Annotated in this window: 19 protein-coding genes and 1 pseudogene; 12 read left to right on the top strand and 8 right to left on the bottom strand. The window is 36.2% G+C overall.

Features of this window, described 5'->3' with window-relative positions:
* Nucleotides 1-51: 51 nt before the first annotated feature.
* Nucleotides 52-1,947 (top strand): polysaccharide biosynthesis protein, encoded by a 1,896-nt coding sequence (locus Vgang_RS01175; protein ID WP_105902605.1) that lies wholly within the window; start codon nt 52-54, stop codon nt 1,945-1,947.
* Nucleotides 1,948-2,065: 118 nt separating this feature from the next.
* The gene (locus Vgang_RS01170; protein ID WP_105902606.1) at nt 2,066-3,124 is read left to right on the top strand and encodes an acyltransferase family protein; all 1,059 of its coding nucleotides are present in this window, start codon (nt 2,066-2,068) and stop codon (nt 3,122-3,124) included.
* 159 nt (nt 3,125-3,283) lie between these two features.
* Here the strand turns inward: Vgang_RS01170 and Vgang_RS01165 are convergent.
* The 7 genes and pseudogenes from Vgang_RS01165 to Vgang_RS01135 form a co-directional block, all read right to left on the bottom strand.
* Nucleotides 3,284-3,646, bottom strand: a pseudogene (locus Vgang_RS01165) (IS982 family transposase); the annotation flags it as partial.
* A gap of 69 nt (nt 3,647-3,715) precedes the next feature.
* The gene (locus Vgang_RS01160; protein ID WP_105902607.1) at nt 3,716-6,190 is read right to left on the bottom strand and encodes a glycosyltransferase; all 2,475 of its coding nucleotides are present in this window, start codon (nt 6,188-6,190) and stop codon (nt 3,716-3,718) included.
* 9 nt (nt 6,191-6,199) lie between these two features.
* Nucleotides 6,200-6,943 (bottom strand): ABC transporter ATP-binding protein, encoded by a 744-nt coding sequence (locus Vgang_RS01155; protein WP_105902608.1) that lies wholly within the window; start codon nt 6,941-6,943, stop codon nt 6,200-6,202.
* A 1-nt stretch (nt 6,944) separates the two neighbouring features.
* On the bottom strand, nt 6,945-7,709 hold the full coding sequence (locus tag Vgang_RS01150) for an ABC transporter permease (RefSeq protein WP_245879944.1): 765 nt from the start codon (nt 7,707-7,709) through the stop codon (nt 6,945-6,947).
* A gap of 19 nt (nt 7,710-7,728) precedes the next feature.
* On the bottom strand, nt 7,729-8,904 hold the full coding sequence (locus Vgang_RS01145) for a CDP-glycerol glycerophosphotransferase family protein (protein ID WP_157946027.1): 1,176 nt from the start codon (nt 8,902-8,904) through the stop codon (nt 7,729-7,731).
* Nucleotides 8,905-8,924: 20 nt separating this feature from the next.
* The gene (locus tag Vgang_RS01140; protein ID WP_105902611.1) at nt 8,925-9,320 is read right to left on the bottom strand and encodes an adenylyltransferase/cytidyltransferase family protein; all 396 of its coding nucleotides are present in this window, start codon (nt 9,318-9,320) and stop codon (nt 8,925-8,927) included.
* The gene (locus tag Vgang_RS01135; RefSeq protein WP_157946028.1) at nt 9,320-10,546 is read right to left on the bottom strand and encodes a CDP-glycerol glycerophosphotransferase family protein; all 1,227 of its coding nucleotides are present in this window, start codon (nt 10,544-10,546) and stop codon (nt 9,320-9,322) included. The genes Vgang_RS01140 and Vgang_RS01135 overlap by 1 nt, the downstream gene beginning before the upstream one ends.
* A 227-nt stretch (nt 10,547-10,773) precedes the next feature.
* On the opposite strand from Vgang_RS01135, the gene Vgang_RS01130 reads away from it, so the two are divergent.
* From Vgang_RS01130 to Vgang_RS01105, 6 genes are all read left to right on the top strand, one after another.
* Nucleotides 10,774-12,207 carry an MBL fold metallo-hydrolase gene (locus Vgang_RS01130; protein WP_105902613.1) on the top strand — a complete coding sequence of 478 codons (1,434 nt, stop codon included), beginning with the start codon at nt 10,774-10,776 and terminating at the stop codon, nt 12,205-12,207.
* Nucleotides 12,208-12,393: 186 nt separating this feature from the next.
* Nucleotides 12,394-12,825 (top strand): type VII toxin-antitoxin system MntA family adenylyltransferase antitoxin, encoded by a 432-nt coding sequence (gene mntA, locus Vgang_RS01125; protein WP_211294071.1) that lies wholly within the window; start codon nt 12,394-12,396, stop codon nt 12,823-12,825.
* Complete coding sequence (gene hepT, locus Vgang_RS01120) at nt 12,818-13,222, top strand: type VII toxin-antitoxin system HepT family RNase toxin (protein ID WP_105902614.1); 405 nt, start codon at nt 12,818-12,820, stop codon at nt 13,220-13,222. The genes mntA and hepT overlap by 8 nt, the downstream gene beginning before the upstream one ends.
* 9 nt (nt 13,223-13,231) lie before the next feature.
* Nucleotides 13,232-14,422, top strand: coding sequence for a hypothetical protein (locus Vgang_RS01115; protein ID WP_105902615.1), 1,191 nt, complete (start codon nt 13,232-13,234; stop codon nt 14,420-14,422).
* Between the two features lie 119 nt (nt 14,423-14,541).
* Nucleotides 14,542-15,486: an ADP-glyceromanno-heptose 6-epimerase gene (gene rfaD / locus Vgang_RS01110; RefSeq protein ID WP_105902616.1), complete on the top strand. Its 945-nt coding sequence runs from the start codon at nt 14,542-14,544 to the stop codon at nt 15,484-15,486.
* Between the two features lie 178 nt (nt 15,487-15,664).
* Nucleotides 15,665-16,783: an O-antigen ligase family protein gene (locus Vgang_RS01105; protein ID WP_157946029.1), complete on the top strand. Its 1,119-nt coding sequence runs from the start codon at nt 15,665-15,667 to the stop codon at nt 16,781-16,783.
* On the opposite strand, the gene Vgang_RS01100 is transcribed toward Vgang_RS01105, so the two are convergent.
* On the bottom strand, nt 16,765-17,847 hold the full coding sequence (locus Vgang_RS01100) for a glycosyltransferase (RefSeq protein ID WP_105902618.1): 1,083 nt from the start codon (nt 17,845-17,847) through the stop codon (nt 16,765-16,767). The genes Vgang_RS01105 and Vgang_RS01100 overlap by 19 nt on opposite strands.
* A gap of 204 nt (nt 17,848-18,051) precedes the next feature.
* Here Vgang_RS01100 and lpxM point away from each other — a divergent pair, with 204 nt between their 5' ends.
* The 4 genes from lpxM to Vgang_RS01080 are packed head-to-tail and all read left to right on the top strand — an operon-like array spanning nt 18,052 to nt 22,290.
* Nucleotides 18,052-19,017, top strand: coding sequence for a lauroyl-Kdo(2)-lipid IV(A) myristoyltransferase (lpxM, locus tag Vgang_RS01095; RefSeq protein WP_105902677.1), 966 nt, complete (start codon nt 18,052-18,054; stop codon nt 19,015-19,017).
* A 36-nt stretch (nt 19,018-19,053) separates the two neighbouring features.
* Nucleotides 19,054-20,094, top strand: a complete 1,041-nt coding sequence (locus tag Vgang_RS01090) for a glycosyltransferase family 4 protein (protein WP_157946030.1) — start codon at nt 19,054-19,056, stop codon at nt 20,092-20,094.
* Nucleotides 20,091-21,182, top strand: coding sequence for a glycosyltransferase family 4 protein (locus tag Vgang_RS01085; protein WP_105902620.1), 1,092 nt, complete (start codon nt 20,091-20,093; stop codon nt 21,180-21,182). The genes Vgang_RS01090 and Vgang_RS01085 overlap by 4 nt, the downstream gene beginning before the upstream one ends.
* 19 nt (nt 21,183-21,201) lie before the next feature.
* Nucleotides 21,202-22,290 carry a glycosyltransferase family 9 protein gene (locus Vgang_RS01080; protein ID WP_105902621.1) on the top strand — a complete coding sequence of 363 codons (1,089 nt, stop codon included), beginning with the start codon at nt 21,202-21,204 and terminating at the stop codon, nt 22,288-22,290.
* The last annotated feature ends 9 nt before the right edge of the window (nt 22,291-22,299 follow it).

Below are 22,299 nucleotides of genomic sequence, written 5' to 3'. Positions count from 1 at the left end.
GTGTATAAAGCAGTTTACAATTCACTTGTCCATTCAAGTTGCCTTAAATCTATGTATCAAACTCTTAAAAACTTGTTGAAAATCAGACGCCGCGAAAAACGCATTATTAATGCCATTTACGATATTGCAGCCATCACCTTTTCTCTCTACTTTGCGGTGGTTGTACGTTTAGGTCATTATCACTTTCCGATTGGTACTCCTGAAATTTTAAGTTGGGTTGTTACCGTTATCGTAACCATAGCTGCTTTCATCAAACTTGGTATGTACCGAGCGGTGATTCGTTATATGATGGTCGCTGCACTTGGGCACATATTCTTAGCAGTGATGCTCTCAACTATTGCTCTGATGATCTCTAGCTTTTATTTCCATTCGTTTGTACCACGTAGCGTTCCACTAATTTTTGCTGGTTTTGCTGTGGTTACTTTAGGCGGACCTAGAATTCTAATTCGTAATTACTACCATCAGTTTTACCGCCGTAATAAACCCAATGTCTTCATTTATGGAGCAGGGGCAACCGGTCGAGACCTTGCATTTGCCCTATCGTCAGGTGAGGAATATAACCCTGCCGTTTTATTTGATGATGACCCGAAAAAAATTGGCCAGGTTATCTACGGTTTACGTGTACATCCAAGCTCTGATTTCGATAAACTCAAATCGCTATACCAGCCCGTAAAATTATTACTAGCAATTAATAACATCAATAAGGGTGAGCGCTTACGCTTAGTCGACCGACTATCGACTTGGCCTATTGAGCTTCAATCGGTTCCTTCAGTTGAAGATATTGCCACTGGCCGCGCTCAAATTGGAGAAATTAAAGACCTTGATGTGGCCGATTTACTTGGCCGAACTCAAGTCGATCCGGTTCCAGAACTATTAAGCCAAAACATCACCGACCAAAATATCATGGTTACTGGGGCCGGTGGTTCTATAGGCTCAGAACTATGCCGCCAAATACTCGCCCAAAAGCCCAAATGCATTGTGTTATTTGAGCTTAATGAGTACAACTTATACAAAATAGACCAGGAGCTACAATCAGCGAAAACTCACCTTAAATTTGATACAAAAATCATTGCTGCTTTAGGCTCGGTTCAGCGTCAAAACCATGTTGAAAAGCTCATGATTACACACAAAATTGATACCGTGTATCACGCGGCAGCTTATAAGCATGTTCCCCTTGTTGAAGATAATATTGTTGAAGGAATTCGCAATAATGTCTTCGGTACTTTATCGGTAGCGGAAACGGCAATTAACACAGGTGTAAAAAATTTCACTCTTATTTCTACCGATAAAGCGGTTCGACCAACCAATGTGATGGGAGCAAGTAAGCGATTAGCCGAGTTAGTGCTACAAGCTTTATCCGATCGCCAGTCTAACACCTGCTTTACTATGGTTCGTTTTGGTAACGTACTTGGTTCTTCAGGCTCTGTTGTTCCATTATTTAAACAGCAAATTAGAAAAGGTGGACCTGTTACCGTTACCCACCCTGATATTACCCGTTTCTTTATGTTAATCCCCGAAGCAGCTCAACTCGTTATTCAAGCTGGGGCTATTGGTCATAATGGGCAAGTATTTGTGCTAGACATGGGAGAGCCTGTGAAAATTCTCGACCTAGCTAAACGTATGATTCATTTGATGGGGATGACAGAACACAGCATCAGTGATACCAATAAAAGAGATGATGACAAAAAAGAAGGTGATATAGAGATTCGCTTTACCGGCTTACGCCCAGGAGAAAAGCTCTATGAAGAACTGTTAATTGGCGAAAATGTTACGGGAACTTGCCACCCTAAAATCATGACTGCTTGTGAAGAAAGTTTAAGTTGGGCAGAAATGGAAACCGTTCTACAGCAACTTGATGCCTGTTGTCACGACTTTGACTTGGAATGCATTAAGCGTATTTTGTTGGAAACGCCGACTGGGTATAGAGTGAAAAATAAAAACGAGTAATATTATTCCATCAATAAGCTTACTAGCTCGTTAATAATACAATTTTGACGTAACTGATATGAAATCTAATTCAGTTACAGTCAATGACTTATAAAAATTCCCCACCAAAGGTACTTAAATGTCAACTCAAAAAGAACGTTTCGACTCCCTTGATAGTCTAAGAGGCATATTTGCTATCATGGTTGTGCTTTACCATCTAAGATGGGTTGGAAATATAAAAGAGATTGAATTCGTCGCTCATAGTCGTATATTTGTCGATTTTTTCTTTGTTCTGAGTGGTTTTGTTCTGTCTTTCAAATTTAGCAAATCACATACAATTAAATTTAAAGATTTTTTCACTAATAGATTTAAGCGTATTTATCCACTTCATATTATTACATTACTAGTGATAGTTGGAATACAGGTTGCACTCTTAGTTTTATCTCACCTAGGGTTCAATATTGGAAAAGATGCTTTTTCTGGTAAAACTGCATTAAATGAATTACTTCCAAATATTTTATTACTTCAATCCTGGTTTAGTCACTTTAACCACCTTTCATTTAATTATGCTTCATGGAGCATAAGCATTGAATTTTACATTTACTTAGCATTCTTTTTAACTGCAATTTCGAATAGATTTAAATGGTTATTTTGGATAATAGCCATTTTCATCGGTGGATTAAACCTTATCAAGGATTATGGCCTAACCATACAAGCAGCTAGAGGAATCTATGGGTTCTTTCTCGGGGTTATATCTTTTTACATTTATAGATCAGAAAAGTCTAAATTTGAGAAATTATCCTTCGTCAATATCATTCTGATTCCAGCACTGATCTATGCAACTATAATATTGAGTCCAAAGCCATCAATATACCCTAGCTTAGTTTTTTCCATATGCATAATACTGGTTGCTGCTGATAAAGGAGTTTTAAATCGCGCACTTAACATTCGCCCACTATTAAAAGCAGGTGAGCTTTCATACTCTATATATTTAACACATGTTCCAACGTTATATTTTATCTTTGCAATATTTTTAGTGCTACCAAAGGTTTTCCACATTCCTTTTTCGAGGGCAATCATAGAAGAACCTACCATCATCGCATATGGTTATATTGTCACCTGTTTGATTACTGTTATATTTGTATCTACGTTAACAAAAACTCACATTGAAGATCGATTTTATAAATCTAGCCGTTAGAGGTAGGGTTCAGTAATAACCTTTGTCATAAAGGCCTATACTACGACACGCCCCCCTGGCAGCCATCACTGGGAAGAACTCCCCCTCCCTTTTCCCCTGTGTTCAGTCCTTGAAGTGCTTTGAATGTATACGCCCCATGGGTTCATGGGGCGTATACTGGCAAACTTGTAGTTTTGTTGAATCAATAAAAGCGATACCAGTCGGTTTTGATTTTCTTTGAGTAAGAAAAGAGCTTAACGACACAAGCACAGATTGAAGTAATTTAAGCATTCTTGTGTAACTTACGAGGGAAGGAAGATCTTTATTCCAATATTTAATGACATGATTTATATAGAAAGTTTTGAAATCACGGTATCCAGACTGATGAAAAGCGATGACAATCGTCATTACTTCGCTTTCGCTTAACTTAGAAGGCCTTCTTCGTTGCTTAAGCCCTGATTCAATTAAGTGGGCTTCCCATTGAGGAATAAAGAGTAAACAAAAATCATCGACATCAGTATAAATAGCTTCTAAATTAATCATGCCCAAATCCTTGCGATTGATAATTCTCGACAAGCGATCTGAGCGCGACTTGGGCATTTAGTTCATTTCTTATCCGCAGCTCAGATTATTTAATGTCTGTATAAATCTATCTCCAACTGCATCAGTAGAGTAATTCTGAGATACCTCTTGAAGGCAGTTTTTACTAAGCTTCATTCTTAATATAGGATCACTTGCTAATTTTAACACAGAATTAGCAAACATCTCTATATCAAATGCCTGTGACTTTAAGCCTGTTATTTCATTTTTTATCAAAGTTTTTGGGCCATAGTCAATGTCAAAGGATATTACAGGAACTCCACAAGCATATGCTTCAATGATCACCATACCAAAAGGCTCAAAACCAGAGCTTAAAAGAAATGCTGAATAATTAGGTAACACAGAGTATACATCAGTTACAGGCTCAAAAATGAAGACATTATGTTGCAATCCTAACTTTAATATCATCATTTCTAGTTCAGGCTTTAGGGGACCATGGCCAAAAATATCTAATTTACATTCTGGATCATTGTTCACCACGACCTTAAATGATTCGAGCAATAGATCTAAGCGTTTTTGTTCTACAAATCTAGCAAGCGTTATAAATCTTTTTTGATTATCACAATTAAAATCATCTATCTCCTGCAACAACTCTGTCCCGTTTGGCTGCACGGATAGGCGGTTCGGTTCCATAAAATTTTTATACTTACTCAAATCATCATCAGTTAATACAGTTAAATGATGAAGCCTAGGGTACGATTCAACCACACATTTCTGAAGTGAACCATTATGGGCATCGAAAAATTTATGTTCTTGACCAACAATTTTAACACTATCATTAGTATATTTAGGCGCAATAATATTAAAACTAGGGATGGTTGTGACTAAAATACAATCTTTTAAAGACCTTAACTTTCTAATTATCTGTAAATCTGTAAACAACGAAAACATCGTAAACAAATCTTCCTCTTTATGAATCAAATAACTAGAAAATCTAGATAATAACCGAACCGGTATACCTTTCAAACCTTTTATTATACTGTTATTTTTAAATTTATATTTTGTACCTTTCTGTCTAGCATCAAATAGCACAGATATTTTTATACCTGGATCTAAACCAAGATCTGGATTAAATTTAGTACGACGAACGGATATTATCTCAACTGGAACTCCTTTAGCATATAAATAATTTGCCGTATTTGTAACTGTTTTAACAGTACCACCGATACCATAGATATTATAAACCATAAAATACACTTTTTTAGGTATCGAATTTATCTCATTAAAAATACGCTGACAAAATCCATTATTGGCATCGTGAGGAATTATATTATGGGTATATTTATTAAGATTACTCAGAATAGAATTTCGCAACTCAAAAAAGTCATGACATACATCTCCTGGCCAATCCTCATCTGAATTACAGTAGCCTTTTCTGCTAACATTAAAGTCATCCTTATCGAAATGATAAAAAATAATATCTTTATTTAAAACCTTAAAGTCCCAAGCAAGACTTGAGTAATCTGTAATTAAAAACTCAGAATCCAATATCATTTTTGATATATTACCACACACAAAATCGACATGTTTTTTGGAATGCTTGAATAATGGCATGAACTTTAACATTTCGGGATGAAGGTGAAACTTTATTTTATAACCATTGGCTTCAAGATTTTCTCTCAAACAATCGTCTGTAATTAATTCATTATAATTCTTATAAAAATCGCTATCTTTGAAGTCCACTTCAGAAGCATTTTTTAATTTATCTCTCCAGGTAGGAAAAACTAATATATACTTACCTGAAGACTCATGACTATTATGCCCCTCAATGAGATTATCATGCCTAGCTAAACCAGTAATAGGAACGCTACCTATTGGAAATCCAATTCTTTTCTTTATTTCACTTAACTTATCCATTGTAGATTCAGAATAATTATATAGATCTACGTATTCTTTTAGATATGAAAATTCTTTTGATAAATTCTTGTCCATCAACTCATAAGACTTCAACTTAAATAAATTGAAGTTATAGTTATGTTCATCTTTTTTGGACATCATCTGATTGCAGATTATATTTTGCTCATCAGAATTCGATACTAAAAACCTGACAATATTTTTATTATACGATAATTTTGTGAAGTGAATTTTCTTAAATTTAACAACACCATGCTGAAGGTATACTATTGGCTTTATTTTAGATTTAAATTTATAATATATCAGATTTGGCACACCATCTCTAGCGCCATGAGATACTATAACATATTTACACTTATTGTATAAAATAAAATGCTTTAATGAATTCAGCTTAATACAATTCTTCCTATACTTTGCTAAATCACTACTTAACAGCATATCATCTCTATAAACAAAATAATATTTATCATTATCAGGTTGGCGCTCCATTAAATATTTAAAAAAGTAAAACCCATTATCACTAGCTGATTCTCCAAGCCTTTCACCGATGATCCACTTTTCATTAATATTAGAGAAGAACATGGATGAAATAATATATTTAATCATGTCTAATAAGTTTTTTATCTTTTTCATTTTAAACCTTTAATTATATAAATCAAAAATTTCACAAACACTACCATCAGCAATCACTCGTCCTTTATCTAAATAAACTGCACGATTACACATACTTCTTATATCCGAATCTGAGTGTGAAACGATAATTATCAAACGAGATTCCTTCATAATCTCATTCATTCTCTTTTTACACTTTTCTCTAAAGTATTTATCACCTACACTCAATACTTCGTCAATGATCAAAATATCACTGCGATAAGTAGTCGCAATCGAGAATGCTAGTCGAGAAACCATACCACTTGAGTAAGTTTCAATAGGTTTATGAATGGACTCTTCTAACTCGGAGAAATTAATGATTTCTTCAATTTTCTCTTCAATTTCTTTTTTGTTTTTACCTAATAAGGCACCAGCTAGATAAATATTGTCTAACCCGCTTAACTCTTTAGCAAAAAAAGAGTTTAGAGAGAGTAATGAACCCACATCAAGCTTCGAGTAAAATTTACCACTGGTCGGTTCTAGTACACCCGATAAGACCTTACAAATAGTAGACTTACCGGCACCGTTACGCCCGACAATACCAACAATATCTCCCTCATAAAACTTTAAAGACACATTGCTCAAAGCTGCTTCGCGGTTAGCATTGGAATTTGAAACCACTCTCTGTCTTTCATGTTTAGACAAAAATAAGCGTTTAAGGTTAAAGCTCGTACTATTAGCATACTTTAATGTCACATCATCAAGCTCGACGACTAAGTTTTTTTCATTACTCATGTTAAACATTCCTGATGATTTGTGGAGTAAGTCGCTTACAAATACGTATCAAAGCGATCAATACCACAGATGAAGCCACTAATGCGTACAGCATATGGCTATAACTGACCTTATCGGTATATATCAATGCATTGTTATAAAAGCTAATTAAGTGAGCGAATGGATTCAATTCAACCAAAAATCGCAAACTATGCGGAACACGGCTGGCAGGATAAATAATTGGAGTAATATAGAATAAGATTCTAAGACCGAAGCCAACTAAAAAAGCGGTATCACGAACAAATACATTTAACATCGCCCAAAATAGCGATATAGCACTTACAGCGATCATTGTAATGACAAAGGTTAATGCAAGTGCAAATATATCGGGTATATAACCAAGAAACAACAATACTGTTTGTAATATCAAATAAGCAAAGCAGAACATGTAGCTCTCACCACATACCTCGGATGTAGGCAAAATTGGTAAGGGCATCTTTACTTGGCAAACGATACCTTTATAACGCCGGAATGATGTGGTCGAAATTGACATGCTCGAACTCCACCATTTCCATAGTGTAACACCAATTGCAATCATTAAGATTTGATCCGCTCCGCGGTGCCCAAAAATCACTCCAACCACATAGCTATATAAAGCGATAAGCATCATTGGTTCGATAATCCACCATAGATATCCTAAAAATGTACCACGAATATTGGCCTTTTTTTTCAAGTGAGCCAATGTATACAGAATATATAGATTTCTAGATATTGCTTTGGTATTCAAACTATTAGCCTTCATCTTGTTAACTTTCAGTAAGTTGAAAGATTAATTGTGCATTTTGCTTTGCGTGTTGGTCTTGAACAACATTCAGCCAGTCATTGGCATCTTTACGTTCAGTAGCAAAATAACTTTCATTATTCAGCAGTTCACTGATTTCATTTATAAACTGCTTTTGTGTTTTGGGTTTTGGGCCTGGAGTCGCTTGCTCATAAGGAATAGTAAAACCTATTTTATTTTTGTACTTTTCATAATCATAGGGCAGAAATAGTATAGGTTTTAGCGTTAACAGAAAATCTAAGTAAATGCTTGAATAATCAGTAATCAATAAATCAAACTGCCCAAGTATTTCGTTGATATCAGTAACACATTCACGCGAGAGAACACTAACATTTTTCATGTTCTTTACTTTACTAGGGATCCCTGTTTCAAAGTTAGGATGGACCCTTAAATGCAAAGTGCAACCTTGCTGCCCAAGAAACAAGTCAAGCTGCTCAGCATTAAAATCTAAAAATGGAAAAATCTCTGTATCATCAAAAGGCCTCCACGTAGGGGCATAGAGAATGTGCTTTTTTTCTTTTTGCAATTGAAGCACATGGGTAGCATGTTTATAGTTCACATCCAATGCATCGTTTCTTGCTTGGCCAGCAATCACTACCTGTTCATGTTTTAAATTAAGACAAGCTCGCCAAGTTTCAGAAAAAGCCTTTGATGTTGAAAAAAAGTAACTAAAATTCCCTTTAATTAGGCGATAATACAATGCCTTTTTCCAGTTCAGATATTTTTCAGCCCGCCCAATACATTTCAACGGCGCCCCGTGCCCCAGGTGAAATACCTTTCGCTTGTAAGATTGGGCGAAACCACCAATAGGTGTTTCTAAAGATGACGTTATCCAAGTTGCCGCCTTTAAAACATACAGCCTATTTTTAAAACTATATGTATCAATAAAGTATGGACCTATCGACTGGTTTAGTTGTTTTTGCTGTTCTAAATCATTAATGACAAACTTTATGTCAAAGTCGGGGTAATGCTTTAAAAAGTATAAAAACAGATACTTAGAATTATGGTTAAACTCTGTATTGAATTCTGAATTAAAGATAATCCGTTTTTTATCTCGACCAATAAAAAAGCCAAAAATAGAAAAAAGCATGCCTTTAATAAAAAGCACGCTTCTTAGCTTTAAATATCGATTCTTATTCACAACAACCGCACCAAACAAGATTAGATATTCTTTGCAATTTCAATAACTTCTGAAGTTGAAATTGATGGTGTTCTTGGGAAGTAGATGACTTCACAGATATCAGAAAACTCATCAAACTTCCCCTTCCAATCATCACCCATCGCCAGTACATCTGCTTTGTAGAACTCAATGTATTCACGCTTTTTCTCTAGAGAGTGCTCAACAAAAACTTCATCAACAAAAGATAATGATTGGATTATCTTCATTCTATCTTGTTCAGAATAAATCGGGTTACGTTGCTTTTTTGAAAAATTCAGTGCATCACTTGATACGCCAACGATCAAAGTATCACCTAAGGTTGCACAACGTTCTAAAATATTTACATGCCCTACATGAAAGACATCAAAAGTTCCAAAGGTAATTACGCGTTTTGACATTATTGATTACCTAAAATTTGTTGAATAACACGAGATGCCGATTGACCTTTCTCGTATGGATTATAGATAGCATTGAACTGAGCTATTGAATGACTTCTTTCACTAGCATGCATCTGCTTTAACAGGTCTTTTTGTGATTCTACCACAACCCCAGGCATATCCTTACTTACATCCAAGTAAGTGCCTCGCAAATGGTTAAGGTATTTATCCTTATCATACATATAAAAATATATCGGTCTTTCTAAAATGAGATAATCAAAAAACAGGCTCGAATAGTCAGTGATCAGTTCATCTGCGATCAGCAGTAAATCATTAATTCTTGAGTAGCCAGACACATCTAAAAAAAACTCATCATTGTTATCTTTCACTTGAGCAAAGTAATGCCCTCGAAATAAAAACTGAACATCACTTCCAAAATGAGTTTTAAATTCATCATTATCTAGTCGATTAGATGCTACATGCTTTCCATGCTCAAAATCATCATCCCTGAACGTTGGAGCATAGAGAACCACTTTTTTATCTGTATCTATACCGAGCTTTTTCTTGATCATATTTTGATAATCAAGGTTGTCTTTATAGAGAAACAGTTCATCATTTCTTGGGTAACCAAGCTCTAGTAATTGCTCATCCTTAAGAGCGAAAGAGCTTTTAAAACACCGTGAAGCATAAGCGCTAGGGGATAAAAAATAGTCACACCGCTGACCCTCCCACTGATAAGCAAAATGCATAGCTTTTAAACTAGATGTTGGATGATTTTCTATCATGATATCTTTACCTAGCTTTTTCAAAGGGGTGCCATGCCAACATTGCACTAGAGCCTGTTGTTTAGAAGGAATCAAACGGTATGGAAGACGACAGTTGACAATCCAATACTGACTTTCTGCGTAAGCCCTAAAATAAGCAGCCGAACCCCGCTGAACAATCGTAGTGTTCTTCTTTGACTTAAGCCTTAAAGCATCAGGGTCATTAATTTTGTCAAAGACCCATATAAATTTATATTCAGGTTTTGTTTTCTGTAACTCTAGATATAGAGCGTATGGTGAATCTGAAGCTGATTTTCCCTGAAATGATTCAAATACAACCTGATTAGGCTCAACTTTTATCCTAAAGTACTTAACTTTATACACAATCACTGTGAGATAAATGTACAGCTGCTTGACATAAAAATCGAATACACCGGTCTTCGATAGCAACTGCTTGATAAACATTTTAATTTTCTTTTTCACACAGATTGACCTCTAAAAATTCGATGCAAATTCTACCACCTAGCTCACACTTTCGCGAGCCTAGGTAGGACAAATCTTAGTCAAGACCGCGTTCTTATTTGTGACACATACATAACATTTATAAATAAAAACAGTTAACTGCATCGAAAGCATGATTAGTTGCGCAAACTTTACACACTATAAACGTTATTCTGCACTTATGTTCTTACGATTTAATGGCTAGGTTTATGACTTTAGAGCAATATCAACTTCATCCGCAGCATGACTACTACCTAACCCACCACGGCGCAAAAGATACCGTTACCGGCTCTTGTCATGAGTTGCGCATTAACGACATTAATTTGCTTATCGATTGTGGCTTATTTCAAGGTAAGGATAGCCAACCATTAAACATTGAGTTTGATATTGATCATATTGATGCGCTGTTAATCACACACGCGCATATTGATCATATCGGCCGCTTACCTTGGCTACTAGCTGCCGGGTTTGATAAACCGATTTATTGCACACAAGCGACCGCCGAACTCATCCCTTTAATGTTAGATGATGGATTGAAACTTCAACTGGGTTTAAATCAAAAACAACGTGAAAAAGTGTTAGCACATTTGAAAACATTGATTGTGCCTTTGGAATATAATCAATTGAAAAACATTAAGGGAAGACAAGTTCCTAGTTCCTGGTCCCTAGGTAAAGAGCACGAACATACACGCGACTTCCTTTCATTCTGTTTTAAACCTGCTGGTCATATTTTGGGTTCGGCTTATATTGAAATCACGCTACCAAATGATGAAATTATTGTGTTCTCAGGTGATCTTGGGCCGCGTAACACACCACTTCTTCCTGACCCTATATCACCCAAACGTGCAGATTATTTGGTCATTGAAAGCACTTATGGCAATAAAACTCATGATGATGTCGCCACTCGCTCTAAACGCTTAGAAGTCATTGTTGAAAAATCGCTACTAGATGGTGGCGTGATACTTATTCCGGCTTTTAGTGTGGGGCGTACGCAAGAGTTATTATTTGATATTGAACGACTCATTGAACACAGCATTGAAACAGAATCGACCGATGACGACTATTGGCAACAGTTGCCTATTATTCTCGATTCACCGCTGGCCATTGAGGTGACTGAGCAATATATGAAGTTTCATGAACTATGGAATAAAGAAGCGCAAGATGGATTATCAGTGGGAAGAAAACGTCACCCAATGGCGTTTGAGCAATTTGTGATGGTTGAATCTCACAAAGATCATATGAGGCTCGTTAATCGCTTAACCTCCACCAATGAACCCGCTATCGTGGTTGCCGCAAGTGGTATGTGTAACGGTGGCCGCATCATGAATTATTTAAAAGCTCTACTTCCCGATAAAAGAACCGATGTCATTCTAGCGGGCTATCAAGCTCAAGGAACACTAGGTCGAGATCTGCAAAATGAGTATAGCTATGTTGAAATTGATGGAGATAAAGTAGAAGTAAACGCTCACATTCATTCTATGTCTGGGTATTCAGCCCATGCAGATCGTGATGATTTATTGGAGTTTATTGAGGGGATTGAGTCGGACATTAAGCAAATTCATTTGATTCATGGGGAGCCGGAGACGAAAGCTGAGTTTACTGATGTTTTAGTTAAAAAAGTAAATGCTGAAGTTATTGTTTGAATTTTACGATTCTGAGTAGGCATTTGTTCACAGGACGCTGCATGTAGATCCTCGATGTCGCTTAGGCTCCTCAAGGAGGACGACAGGGTTTCATGCTGTCGTTCTACTTAGGAAAAGTAGCCTAACTATCTCAGCAACTTAATGTCTGCTAAGCTATCGTTAACTAGGTAAAGAAAAGAATGCAATATGATGCATACGGTTCATTTAGATAAATTGAAATACAACCTATTAAAAGCATTGGAAAATACACTGCCAGGTCAAGTCTCTTTCGCCTATTTATTTGGCTCACAAGCAACAGGTCAAGCACGCCCAGATAGCGATATCGACTTGGCTATTTTTCCAGAACCGAATATCCCACCAGAAGAAATCTGGAATGCAGCTCAATCTCTTGCTAGTCAGTTAAACTGCGACATTGACTTAATCAACTTGCGAGAAGCCAATACTGTTCTACGTTTCCAAATTATAAGTGAAGGTAAACTACTGTTCGATAAACACAATCAAGCGCCCGGGTTTGAAGTAGACACCTTTCGCATGTATCAAGATTTACAGTACAATCGTAAAGATAACATCAATGGCTTATTAGAACGCTGGAATGAGCAGGAGGAAATCAATGGATGATGTAATTCTCAATAAAGTATCAATTATTGAACGCTGCTTAAAACGAATTGATGAAGAATATCAACATGATGACGTTGAGTTTCGTCGTAATTTCACTAAGCAAGATTCCGTTATTTTAAATCTACAACGTATCTGTGAAGCCTGCATTGACATTGCCAATCGACTATTAAGGCTCAATAACGGCCCTATTCCACAAAGCAGCCGCGATTCATTTCAGCAACTTCACCAACTAGGTTTGTTGGATGAAAACACTTCAAATGCAATGCAAAAAATGGTGGGCTTAAGAAACATTGCGGTACACGATTATCAAAACCTCAACATAGATATTGTCATCGCGGTATTAAACAAACACCTCACTGATTTTAAACTATTTATTCATTCAACCTTATCCATATAAAAAATTCCTATGACCAAACTCAGCATTACCGCTCAATCATTAAAGCAAAACAATAAAGGCCTGGTCAATAAACGATGGCAATCCATAGAAAAGAAAAAATCTCGCAATGAAAAATTAAAGCAAAAAATCAATCTATTCGCAGAACAATTTAAACTTCGCATGCTGTCGAGTGAGCAGTTGATGTGTGATACCAGTGAAGCTTTTATTCTGCATTTATTAACTTTTATTAATAAGAAAAGCATTAAAGGTTATCAACGAGATGCCTTGTATGATTGGATTTCGGATGAGCTTCAAACCTTGGAAGCAAATCCGTTTCGAACCAATGATACATCCGCATTACGAGAGCAATTTCACCAAGCTATGGTGAAGTTTGAAGAAGATACCAATGGCTTCCATCCACAGGACAATACCGACGTTGATATTGAACAGCTCTTGATGATGCGAGCCATGCTTGAAGAGCTGACAGGACAAAGCATAGATGCTTCAGATGAAGAACTACAAGAATTAATTAAAGATCCAACTAATATGGAAAAAAATCTTCAGGACATATTTGCTCGCTTAGACAATGAGCCGTTAGAAGATGATAGCTTTGAAGAGGATATTGATTGGGGAAGTTCAAAGACTAGCCAACAACAATGGGAACAAGAGAACTCACTTCAGACACCTGAGCTATTTAAACAATCAGAAATCACCAAACTATACCGCCAACTTGCCAAAACTTTACATCCAGATAAAGAGGCGGATGCAAGTCAAAAAGAGCATAAAAAAGAACTCATGCAGCAATTATCGCAAATGAAAAAAGATCAAGATATCTTTGGATTATTGCAAATGGCTCAACAATGGCTGCCTGATACAGCAATAAACTTAGATAAAAAAGCCACCAAGCAACTAGAAGAGCATTTACATCGACAAATCAGAGAGCTTGACTATGAGTACGCAGACATCAAATCAAGCCATTCTTTTGAAGGGTATATTTGGCAACGTTTCGGCGGTAAGAGTAAACGAGAGCAAGAAAACAACCTCAACCAATATGAAGCGCACTTAAAAACAGAAATCAATCAATACCAATCAATGATTAAAAACATCAAAACCGTTAAAGTAATGCAACTACAATTAAAAGAGCGGAGTCATCCAAGATTTGCTCAATTTGATGATGATATGCTATTCGATTTAATGAATATGATGGCAGAGCATGATTAATTTTCATGCACAATAAAACCATGAAAGAGGGAACCAACAGCACCATTTAAGGTTTTCTCTCTCAACGAGTCTTCTGCTATACTCGTCCGGTCTTTGTTTCAACTCTCTAGGAAGTGAATATGATTATCGTTACTGGCGGTGCTGGCATGATTGGCAGCAACATTATTAAAGCATTAAATCAAGCTGGTTATAACGACATATTAGTAGTCGACAACCTAAAAAACGGTAAAAAGTTCGTTAATTTAGTCGACCTAGACATCACAGACTACATGGACCGTGATGACTTCCTAACGCAAATTATGGCCGGTGACGATTTCGGCCCTATTGAAGCGATATTCCATGAGGGAGCCTGTTCAGCAACAACCGAGTGGGATGGCAAATACATGATGCTCAACAACTATGAGTATTCAAAAGAACTCCTACACTACTGTGTTGATCGTCAAATTCCGTTCCTTTATGCCTCTTCAGCGGCAACTTACGGCGCACAAGACAAAGAGTTTATCGAAGAACGTGAATACGAAGGTGCTCTAAACGTTTACGGTTATTCAAAACAGCAGTTTGATAACTACGTACGTCGCTTATGGGCTGATGCTGAAGCGCATGGTGAAAAGCTATCGCAAATCACAGGCTTCCGTTACTTCAATGTTTATGGGCCTCGCGAGCAACACAAAGGCAGCATGGCTTCAGTCGCATTCCACCTAAACAATCAACTGCTTTCTGGTGAAAACGCTAAATTATTTGAAGGTAGCGATGAATTTAAACGCGATTTCATCTACGTGGGTGATGTATGTAAAGTGAACCTTTGGTTTATGGAGCATGGTGTGTCTGGCATCTTCAACTGTGGTACAGGTAAAGCTGAAACGTTCCGTGCAGTGGCAGAAGCAGTGGTAAAACATCACGGTAAAGGCAGTATTGAATCGATTCCTTTCCCTGACCATTTAAAAGGCGCTTATCAAGAATACACCCAAGCCAACCTAGATAACTTACGCGCAGCTGGTTGTGACGTTGAGTTTAAAACGGTTGCTGAAGGTGTAGCTGAGTATTTGGCTGAGATTAATAAGTAACTAGACGAATAAAAATATTAACCACGAGTAATACATAATTATTACTCGTTAATTTCTGTAGAGCTGTATGTCTTCTTGCCTTAAAAATTACACATCAAAATTACTGAACATACTGATTTATTTACCTTTTATATGGTTAGGAACCGGCCTTTGCTTAGTCGAGGGTGGCCGTTCTATTATGACCAAATTAATGGTGATAGCCATCGTCTCTCTTCTCATTTGTTATAAAAAAGAAGCATGGTCTTGGGTACATAAAACTCGCCAACAGTTGTATACCTCAACTGCAATGCTCACTTTCGTAGTTTATTTGGTGCTACTACAAGCATATCACGGCGCTGATGAAGGGCTTATTCGAACCCTAGGCTTGCTCACTTTGTATTATTATTTATTCCCTTTGCGCTTATTCAATAACCGATGGGTAATCGCAGCCTTACTCATCAATGCCATTGGTTTAGCCTATCTCATTTATCAAAATGCATACCTAGTTAATGTTAACAGACTCGTAGTTGATGCAAAATTAATGAACCCAATTCCATTTGCAACCTATTGTATGATAGCGGCAATTACTCAAATTTATTTTGCAATCAAAGTTCAACCTGTTTATTTGAAAATATTATGCTTAATGGCCTCCATTGTTTCTATTACGGGTATGCTGCTCACCGACACTCGAGGAGTTGCTCTAGCGCTAACTATCATTGCGGCGTTAATTATAGTAAAGTTATTAATATCGAGATCGAAAACTTTCATTACTATCTCTATATTATTTTTTACTGTGTCAACCGTTCTTATTGGAACATTACTAAAAGATACGTTTATAACTCGTTATAAACAAACACAGAATGAAATACATCAAATCAAAAATGGCAACTTAAATACTTCAATTGGTATGAGATTCCAAATCTGGAATAGTGGTGCTCATACTTTAATTGAAAACCCATTGATAGGCATTGGCAGCAAGAACTTTCGTCCTGAATTTAAAAAGCATGTTGAGCAAGGAATTATATCTAAAAATATCATGTACTTTAACCCTATGCACTACCATAACCAATTTATCGATATAGCAGTAAAAAATGGTTTAATCGGGCTAGTTTTGTTTTTAGGAATATTCGCTGTTTTCTTACTGAAACAGAGCAAGCTCACCATATATTCACTTGGCAGTATTTATACTATTGCTATTTTTATTTGTGGTTTAACCGATGTGCCATTTGCCCATTTAAGCGTTGTTTACTTTTTCATGCCTCTATTTTTATTCTCTAGTTGCATGGAGCAATTTTTCACTCAACGAGATAATGAATGAAGGGTTGATAGCAATCGCTGATAAACTCTCTCATTAGAAAAAGGTAAGTAACCCAATTCTGAAATCGCCTCTTTGGGAGCTTCTAACACTTGTTGAATTTTATTAGCAATCATTTGTTCGTCATAAGAATCGACTAAGTATTTAGATAATTCATCGGTTAGAATTTCACTCGGTCCTGAAGGACAATCGACACTAACCACAGGGGTTCCTATAGACAAAGCTTCAATTAAAACAGTGGGTAACCCTTCAAAGTCAGAGGTCAAGGCTAACAGACGGGCTTTACGGATCCAGGGGTAGGGGTTTTCAACAAAATCATGAAAGAAAACTTGTTGTTGTAAACCTAGTTCATTCACTTGCTGCTGAATATCAGATTTTAAATCGCCTTCACCTAAAATCATTAACTGAACTTGTGAGCCACTCAGTAAAGCAAATGCGTTCAATAAGCGATCTAAACGTTTTTGTTTTTCGATTCTCCCTACAAAAATAATATAATTTTCAGGGCAAGGTTCTAATATTGGATCTTTAGATTTTTTCTGAATAAAATCAAAATCAAAAGGGTTATGAATAGTGTGTATAGAACGAAGATTCTGCTCACCACAACATGTTTTAATAAAATGATGAATACTGTCTGATACACAAAAAACATGCTTACCTTTAAGCTTACGCTTTAATTTAAATCGATACTTATATCGTTTAAAAACATTTCTAGATAGGTATGAGCATTCATCCGAGTTATGAATATAAGCAATTAATCGAGGATCACTAATTTTAGAGATAAGCTTAATTGTTTCACTATGTGAAGCTACCAAAAAGTCAAAAGATGATGATTGATACCAATTCAAAAACTTTTGCTTAATAAGTTTATTTTGTTTTTTTAAGTTATAAGACTTTTTTATCGACAACGAGTAAACAGGAACCGCACCATCAATAGGTAATTGGGTATCATCAAATAAGGTTACGATTTCCACATCATGCCCATGCTCTACCAATAACTTCGCCATTCTTAAAGTCACAACCTGAACGCCTTCAACCTTCAAATCACGTATCAGAAATTTTATTTTCATGAATCAACTCTATTAGTGCAACAGACTTAGTTATACTGTGTTGTAATCGCCCATTATCTGCTTGGCTTTGTTTTATAGCAGACTTTGTGATTGTCTTACATCCAGCGGTGACTTACAATTTGTTCTTAAAAAATTTTCCAAGATTTAAGACCATTCGAGTTTAGTCTTAACTCTAGACAAAGTGAACTGGTGGTAATTGAATACATGACTCAACAACGAAACGATTTTGATGAACTTGCCTATAACCCTCACTTTAAACTTAACTTTTTGGCACCTAGTTACTGGGCTACTTGGCTAGGCATTTTTGTAATTTGCTTAACTAGCTTTTTACCTAAGAGACTTCAGTCTTACATTGCTAAGCTCTTAACGTCCATCATCATCAAGTCAAAATCGGGAGCAACTAAACGAGCCCGTGTTAATTTAGCAATGTGCTTCCCCGAAAAAAGCTCAAAAGAACAAGAAGCTATTCTTTATCAAATGTATATAACTGCAGCGATGTTCATGATGAACTTTGCCTCTTTAAGTCTTAGAAATAAAAATTGGCTAGAGCGCCATACTGAGATTCGCGGGTTTAAGAACATTCAAAAAGTACTTGATGAAGGCGAAAATGTGATACTACTAGTTCCCCACACTTGGGCTATTGATATTCCTGCAGTTTTATTTGCTTCTAGAGGGTTTCCTGTATCTGCAATGGCAAAAAGCCAAAAAAACCTTCTTGCGGATTGGTTGATGCACAAACAGCGGGTACAGTATGGTGGCCGAGTTTATGATAGAAGTGTAGGGATTAAACCTTTTATAAAGTCGATAAGAAAAGATAACTACTTAGGCTACTATCTGCCTGATGAAGATTTAGGCAAAGAACACAGTGTTTTTGTTGATTTTTTTGCCACCCAAAAGGCGACTATTTCAGGATTGGGACGACTGTCTAAACTCAGTAAAGCAAAAATTGTTCCTTTATTTGCCATGTTCAATAGTAAAACAGGTCAATTTGAATTAGACGTATACCCAGCACTCCCCTTTCCAACAGAAAATGAACACAAAGATGCTAGAATAATGAACGAGTGTATCGAAAACTATGTAACCCAAACTCCCGAACAATATATGTGGATACTGAGACTACTTAAAACACGTCCTAACAATGGGATAAACCCTTATAAAAACAACTATTAAGAATAAAATTTAGGATTAAATATCAAGATGCCACATATGAACAATACATTAAAATATTTAATGTATAGAAAAAATATTTCATTTAAAAGTGGAACTGGCCAGCTAATCCGCATGCAGGCCGAACACTTCAGAAAAAATAGCCTTCAGTGGGAGGTTTTTTGTAGTTCAGGCCGGTTAAAAGCTTTATTTAAATTAAAATCCATGCCTAAAAAAGCTAAAGTTATTAATTCTAATCTAATAACAAATAAAAATCACTTCATTATAGATCATGATGCTAGCCTATTGAACTCAGACATGACTTTTATTCATAATATTTCAGATGAGATGTTATGCAATGCATACTTCAATCAATTAAATAAAAGTCAATGTCACATTATTTCAAACTCAAAAATAGCATCAAATATACTTATTAAAAACAACTTCAACCCTAATAAAATATCAATAGTATACCCAGGTTATAACGATAAAAAATTCAACGAAAAGACAAAAATATTAAATAGAGAAAAAGCAAGAAAACTTTTATCCTTCCCTGATGAAAATAAAGTAATTGGATTCATCACATCTGGAGACTTTAAAAAAAGAGGTCTTGACCGATTTATAGAAATCTGTGAACGCTTAAACAACACCCATGAAAACTTAAGTTTCTTTATAATGGGTGCAAAAAGCTTACCAAAAAAATACATTAACCATCCATTATTAAAGAGCTCAAAACTAGTTTATAAAAAAAGAAATAACAAACCTGAATTTTGGCTAAGCTCTATTGATATTTTTTTATATCCTGCGTTATTTGAAGAGTTTGGAATGGTGATTCCTGAAGCTATGGCATTAGGAATTCCCATATTAACAACAAGAAATGTTGGCGCATCTGAAATACTACCGAAAGAATATGATAACTGGATAGCTAATCAATATGATGAAGATTTTTTCATTCAAAAGATTTCTACATTAATAAACAACAAAGAAGAATATACTCAATTGGTAAAAGCTTCATTATTAGCCATTAGCTATAATAGTCAAAACTATGCTGAGCGTGTCATGTCTATAATTAACGATATAAGTAAAAGAGAAAAGCCATGAATATTCTTATTTTTAGCTCTTACAACGATGCTTGGAATAGTGTTCGCCCCGAAGCAGAAATGTTCATTGAAATGGTAAAACTTGGTCACCAAGTCACTATCGTAACGCAAGGTAACTCTGAATATGTTACCCGATTCAAAGAATGCGGCCTTAAAGTCATTGATTGTTACCCAACAAAAAAGATCTGTTATAAGACTATAAAAACTCTACGTAAAGAGTTGTCTTCTACGCATTACGATATTGTGTATGCGATGAACTCAAAAACCATTCCTAATGCGGCTTTTGCCTGTATCGGTTTTAAGAAAACCAAAATGGTCACCTATCGAGGAACAGTCGGGGGATTGTATCGTCATGATCCTAGTGCTTATCTGACCCACTTACACCCACGTGTCAATGGTATTAGCTGCGTCGCTCAAGCGGTAACTGATGATGTGAAAAAACGAGTTTGGATGGATTCCGATAATGTAGTTACAATCTATAAAGGGCACGACCTCTCTTGGTATCAGGCTCAAGCTATATTTCGTTCAGAACTTAACCTCCCAGATGATGCTATTATTGCAACTTGTATAGCCAATGCTCGCCCAAGTAAAGGCGTTCACGTATTATTGGAAAGCGCCTCCAAGATAAGCGATATAGTGCAATTACATATTCTTTTAATTGGTCGTGATATGGATACTGAAGCTAACCTTGCACTCGCTAAAGCAAGTGGGATGAAAGAACGAATTCACTTCCTCGGTTATCGAAAAGACGTTCCTGAAATTCTCGCCACTAGCGATATGCAAATTCAACCTTCTGTCAGTGGAGAGGGATTACCGAAGACTATTATTGAAGCAATGGCTATGGCCGTTCCTTCCATTGTTACTACTACTGGTGGCAGCAAAGAATTACTCATTGATGGTGAATCTGGTTATGTTGTTCCAGTTAATGACAGTACGGCTATCGCTGATAGAATGCGTCAGCTCTGCAATTCAAACGAGACTCGCAAAGAAATGGGATTATTAGCACAACAGCGTGTAATTAATAATTTTTCTCTTCAAGGTACTGCCCAGCAGCATATCGAATTTTTTCAAATCTTACTTCAACAATAAACAATGGCTTTCTTCTATTATGATAAAGACTCTTAAAGCCCGAAATCGCGCCATTAGAAACAAAATTAAAGATTGGAAACTGCACCGTATTTCGAAAAAGTACGATAAAGATCCCCTTGCTGGAAATCCACCTAACATTAAAAATGTTCGCTCTATTGCAATATTGCGCTGGGATAACAAACTCGGTGATGCCATTATGTGTGGTGTTTTTATTCAAGCTTTACAGCAATACCGACCAGATATAAAAATAACCCTTATTTCACCTAAATTGTGTGCTGATTGGGTAGAAAAAGCGACTCATTGTGACATCCTTTTATGTGATAAAAGAAGCCAAAAAACCGCGCTCAATTTCCATCAATACCAAGGAAAGTTTGATGCTGTTGTCGAATTGGGCAGTAGTTTTGACTTTAAAGAGTTAATCGCTTTACATCGACTCGGTGCGCCCATTAATATTGGATATAACAAATCAAAGCATCCAATTTTTAATATTAATATTGACTCGAATGCAGTTCATTTTAAAAACCGCTATTTAATGGCCGCTCAGTTGTTTTGTCTAGATGCTCAATTGACGGATATAACAATTCCAGTCATTCCATTTAAAGAACAAGTAGCCTTACCGACTCTGTCAAACTATCACAACATTGCGGTTAATCTTTTTGGTTCAAGTAAATACCGTCAATTCTCAGAATCCGAAGCTATTAAATTACTCACTCGTTGGTTGAAAGAATTTCCAGACGATCACCTTTATCTTATGCCAGTACCTGATAAGGTTGCTTTATTACAAGACATCGTTAAGCAAATCAATCACGATAGACTTTCACTCATCTCTGAGACTCCCTCACTTGAATTAACATTAAAGTTACTCTCTGAGGTTGAGCTATGCTTTACCCCTGATACATCTGTTGTACATATGGCGAGTGCCTTGAATACACCGACATTAGCAATTTATGCTGACGACCCTAAGAATTTAAAAGAGTGGCACCCTTTATCATCCCAATATGAAGTGATATTAAACCCTAAGGCAAAAGATAGTATCGATCGTGTCTATGTTTACGATTTTAAATGGCAAGATCTAAAAGAAAAACGCCTAAAACTTTTACAAGAATAACTGGATTAC

This window comes from Vibrio gangliei, assembly GCF_026001925.1.
GTDB classification, from domain to species: Bacteria; Pseudomonadota; Gammaproteobacteria; order Enterobacterales; family Vibrionaceae; genus Vibrio; species Vibrio gangliei.
This window is presented reverse-complemented; position numbering and strand designations above follow the sequence as displayed.

Excerpts from the sequence above, each read along its gene's own strand:
- Vgang_RS01175 (WP_105902605.1), top strand. The coding sequence starts at position 52 with ATGTATCAAACTCTTAAAAACTTGTTGAAAATCAGACGCCGCGAAAAA.
- Vgang_RS01170 (WP_105902606.1), top strand. The coding sequence starts at position 2,066 with ATGTCAACTCAAAAAGAACGTTTCGACTCCCTTGATAGTCTAAGAGGC.
- Vgang_RS01160 (WP_105902607.1), bottom strand. The coding sequence starts at position 6,190 with ATGAAAAAGATAAAAAACTTATTAGACATGATTAAATATATTATTTCA.
- Vgang_RS01155 (WP_105902608.1), bottom strand. The coding sequence starts at position 6,943 with ATGAGTAATGAAAAAAACTTAGTCGTCGAGCTTGATGATGTGACATTA.
- Vgang_RS01140 (WP_105902611.1), bottom strand. The coding sequence starts at position 9,320 with ATGTCAAAACGCGTAATTACCTTTGGAACTTTTGATGTCTTTCATGTA.
- Vgang_RS01130 (WP_105902613.1), top strand. The coding sequence starts at position 10,774 with ATGACTTTAGAGCAATATCAACTTCATCCGCAGCATGACTACTACCTA.
- mntA (WP_211294071.1), top strand. The coding sequence starts at position 12,394 with ATGATGCATACGGTTCATTTAGATAAATTGAAATACAACCTATTAAAA.
- hepT (WP_105902614.1), top strand. The coding sequence starts at position 12,818 with ATGGATGATGTAATTCTCAATAAAGTATCAATTATTGAACGCTGCTTA.
- Vgang_RS01115 (WP_105902615.1), top strand. The coding sequence starts at position 13,232 with ATGACCAAACTCAGCATTACCGCTCAATCATTAAAGCAAAACAATAAA.
- rfaD (WP_105902616.1), top strand. The coding sequence starts at position 14,542 with ATGATTATCGTTACTGGCGGTGCTGGCATGATTGGCAGCAACATTATT.
- Vgang_RS01105 (WP_157946029.1), top strand. The coding sequence starts at position 15,665 with ATGACCAAATTAATGGTGATAGCCATCGTCTCTCTTCTCATTTGTTAT.
- Vgang_RS01100 (WP_105902618.1), bottom strand. The coding sequence starts at position 17,847 with ATGAAAATAAAATTTCTGATACGTGATTTGAAGGTTGAAGGCGTTCAG.
- lpxM (WP_105902677.1), top strand. The coding sequence starts at position 18,052 with ATGACTCAACAACGAAACGATTTTGATGAACTTGCCTATAACCCTCAC.
- Vgang_RS01090 (WP_157946030.1), top strand. The coding sequence starts at position 19,054 with ATGAACAATACATTAAAATATTTAATGTATAGAAAAAATATTTCATTT.
- Vgang_RS01085 (WP_105902620.1), top strand. The coding sequence starts at position 20,091 with ATGAATATTCTTATTTTTAGCTCTTACAACGATGCTTGGAATAGTGTT.
- Vgang_RS01080 (WP_105902621.1), top strand. The coding sequence starts at position 21,202 with ATGATAAAGACTCTTAAAGCCCGAAATCGCGCCATTAGAAACAAAATT.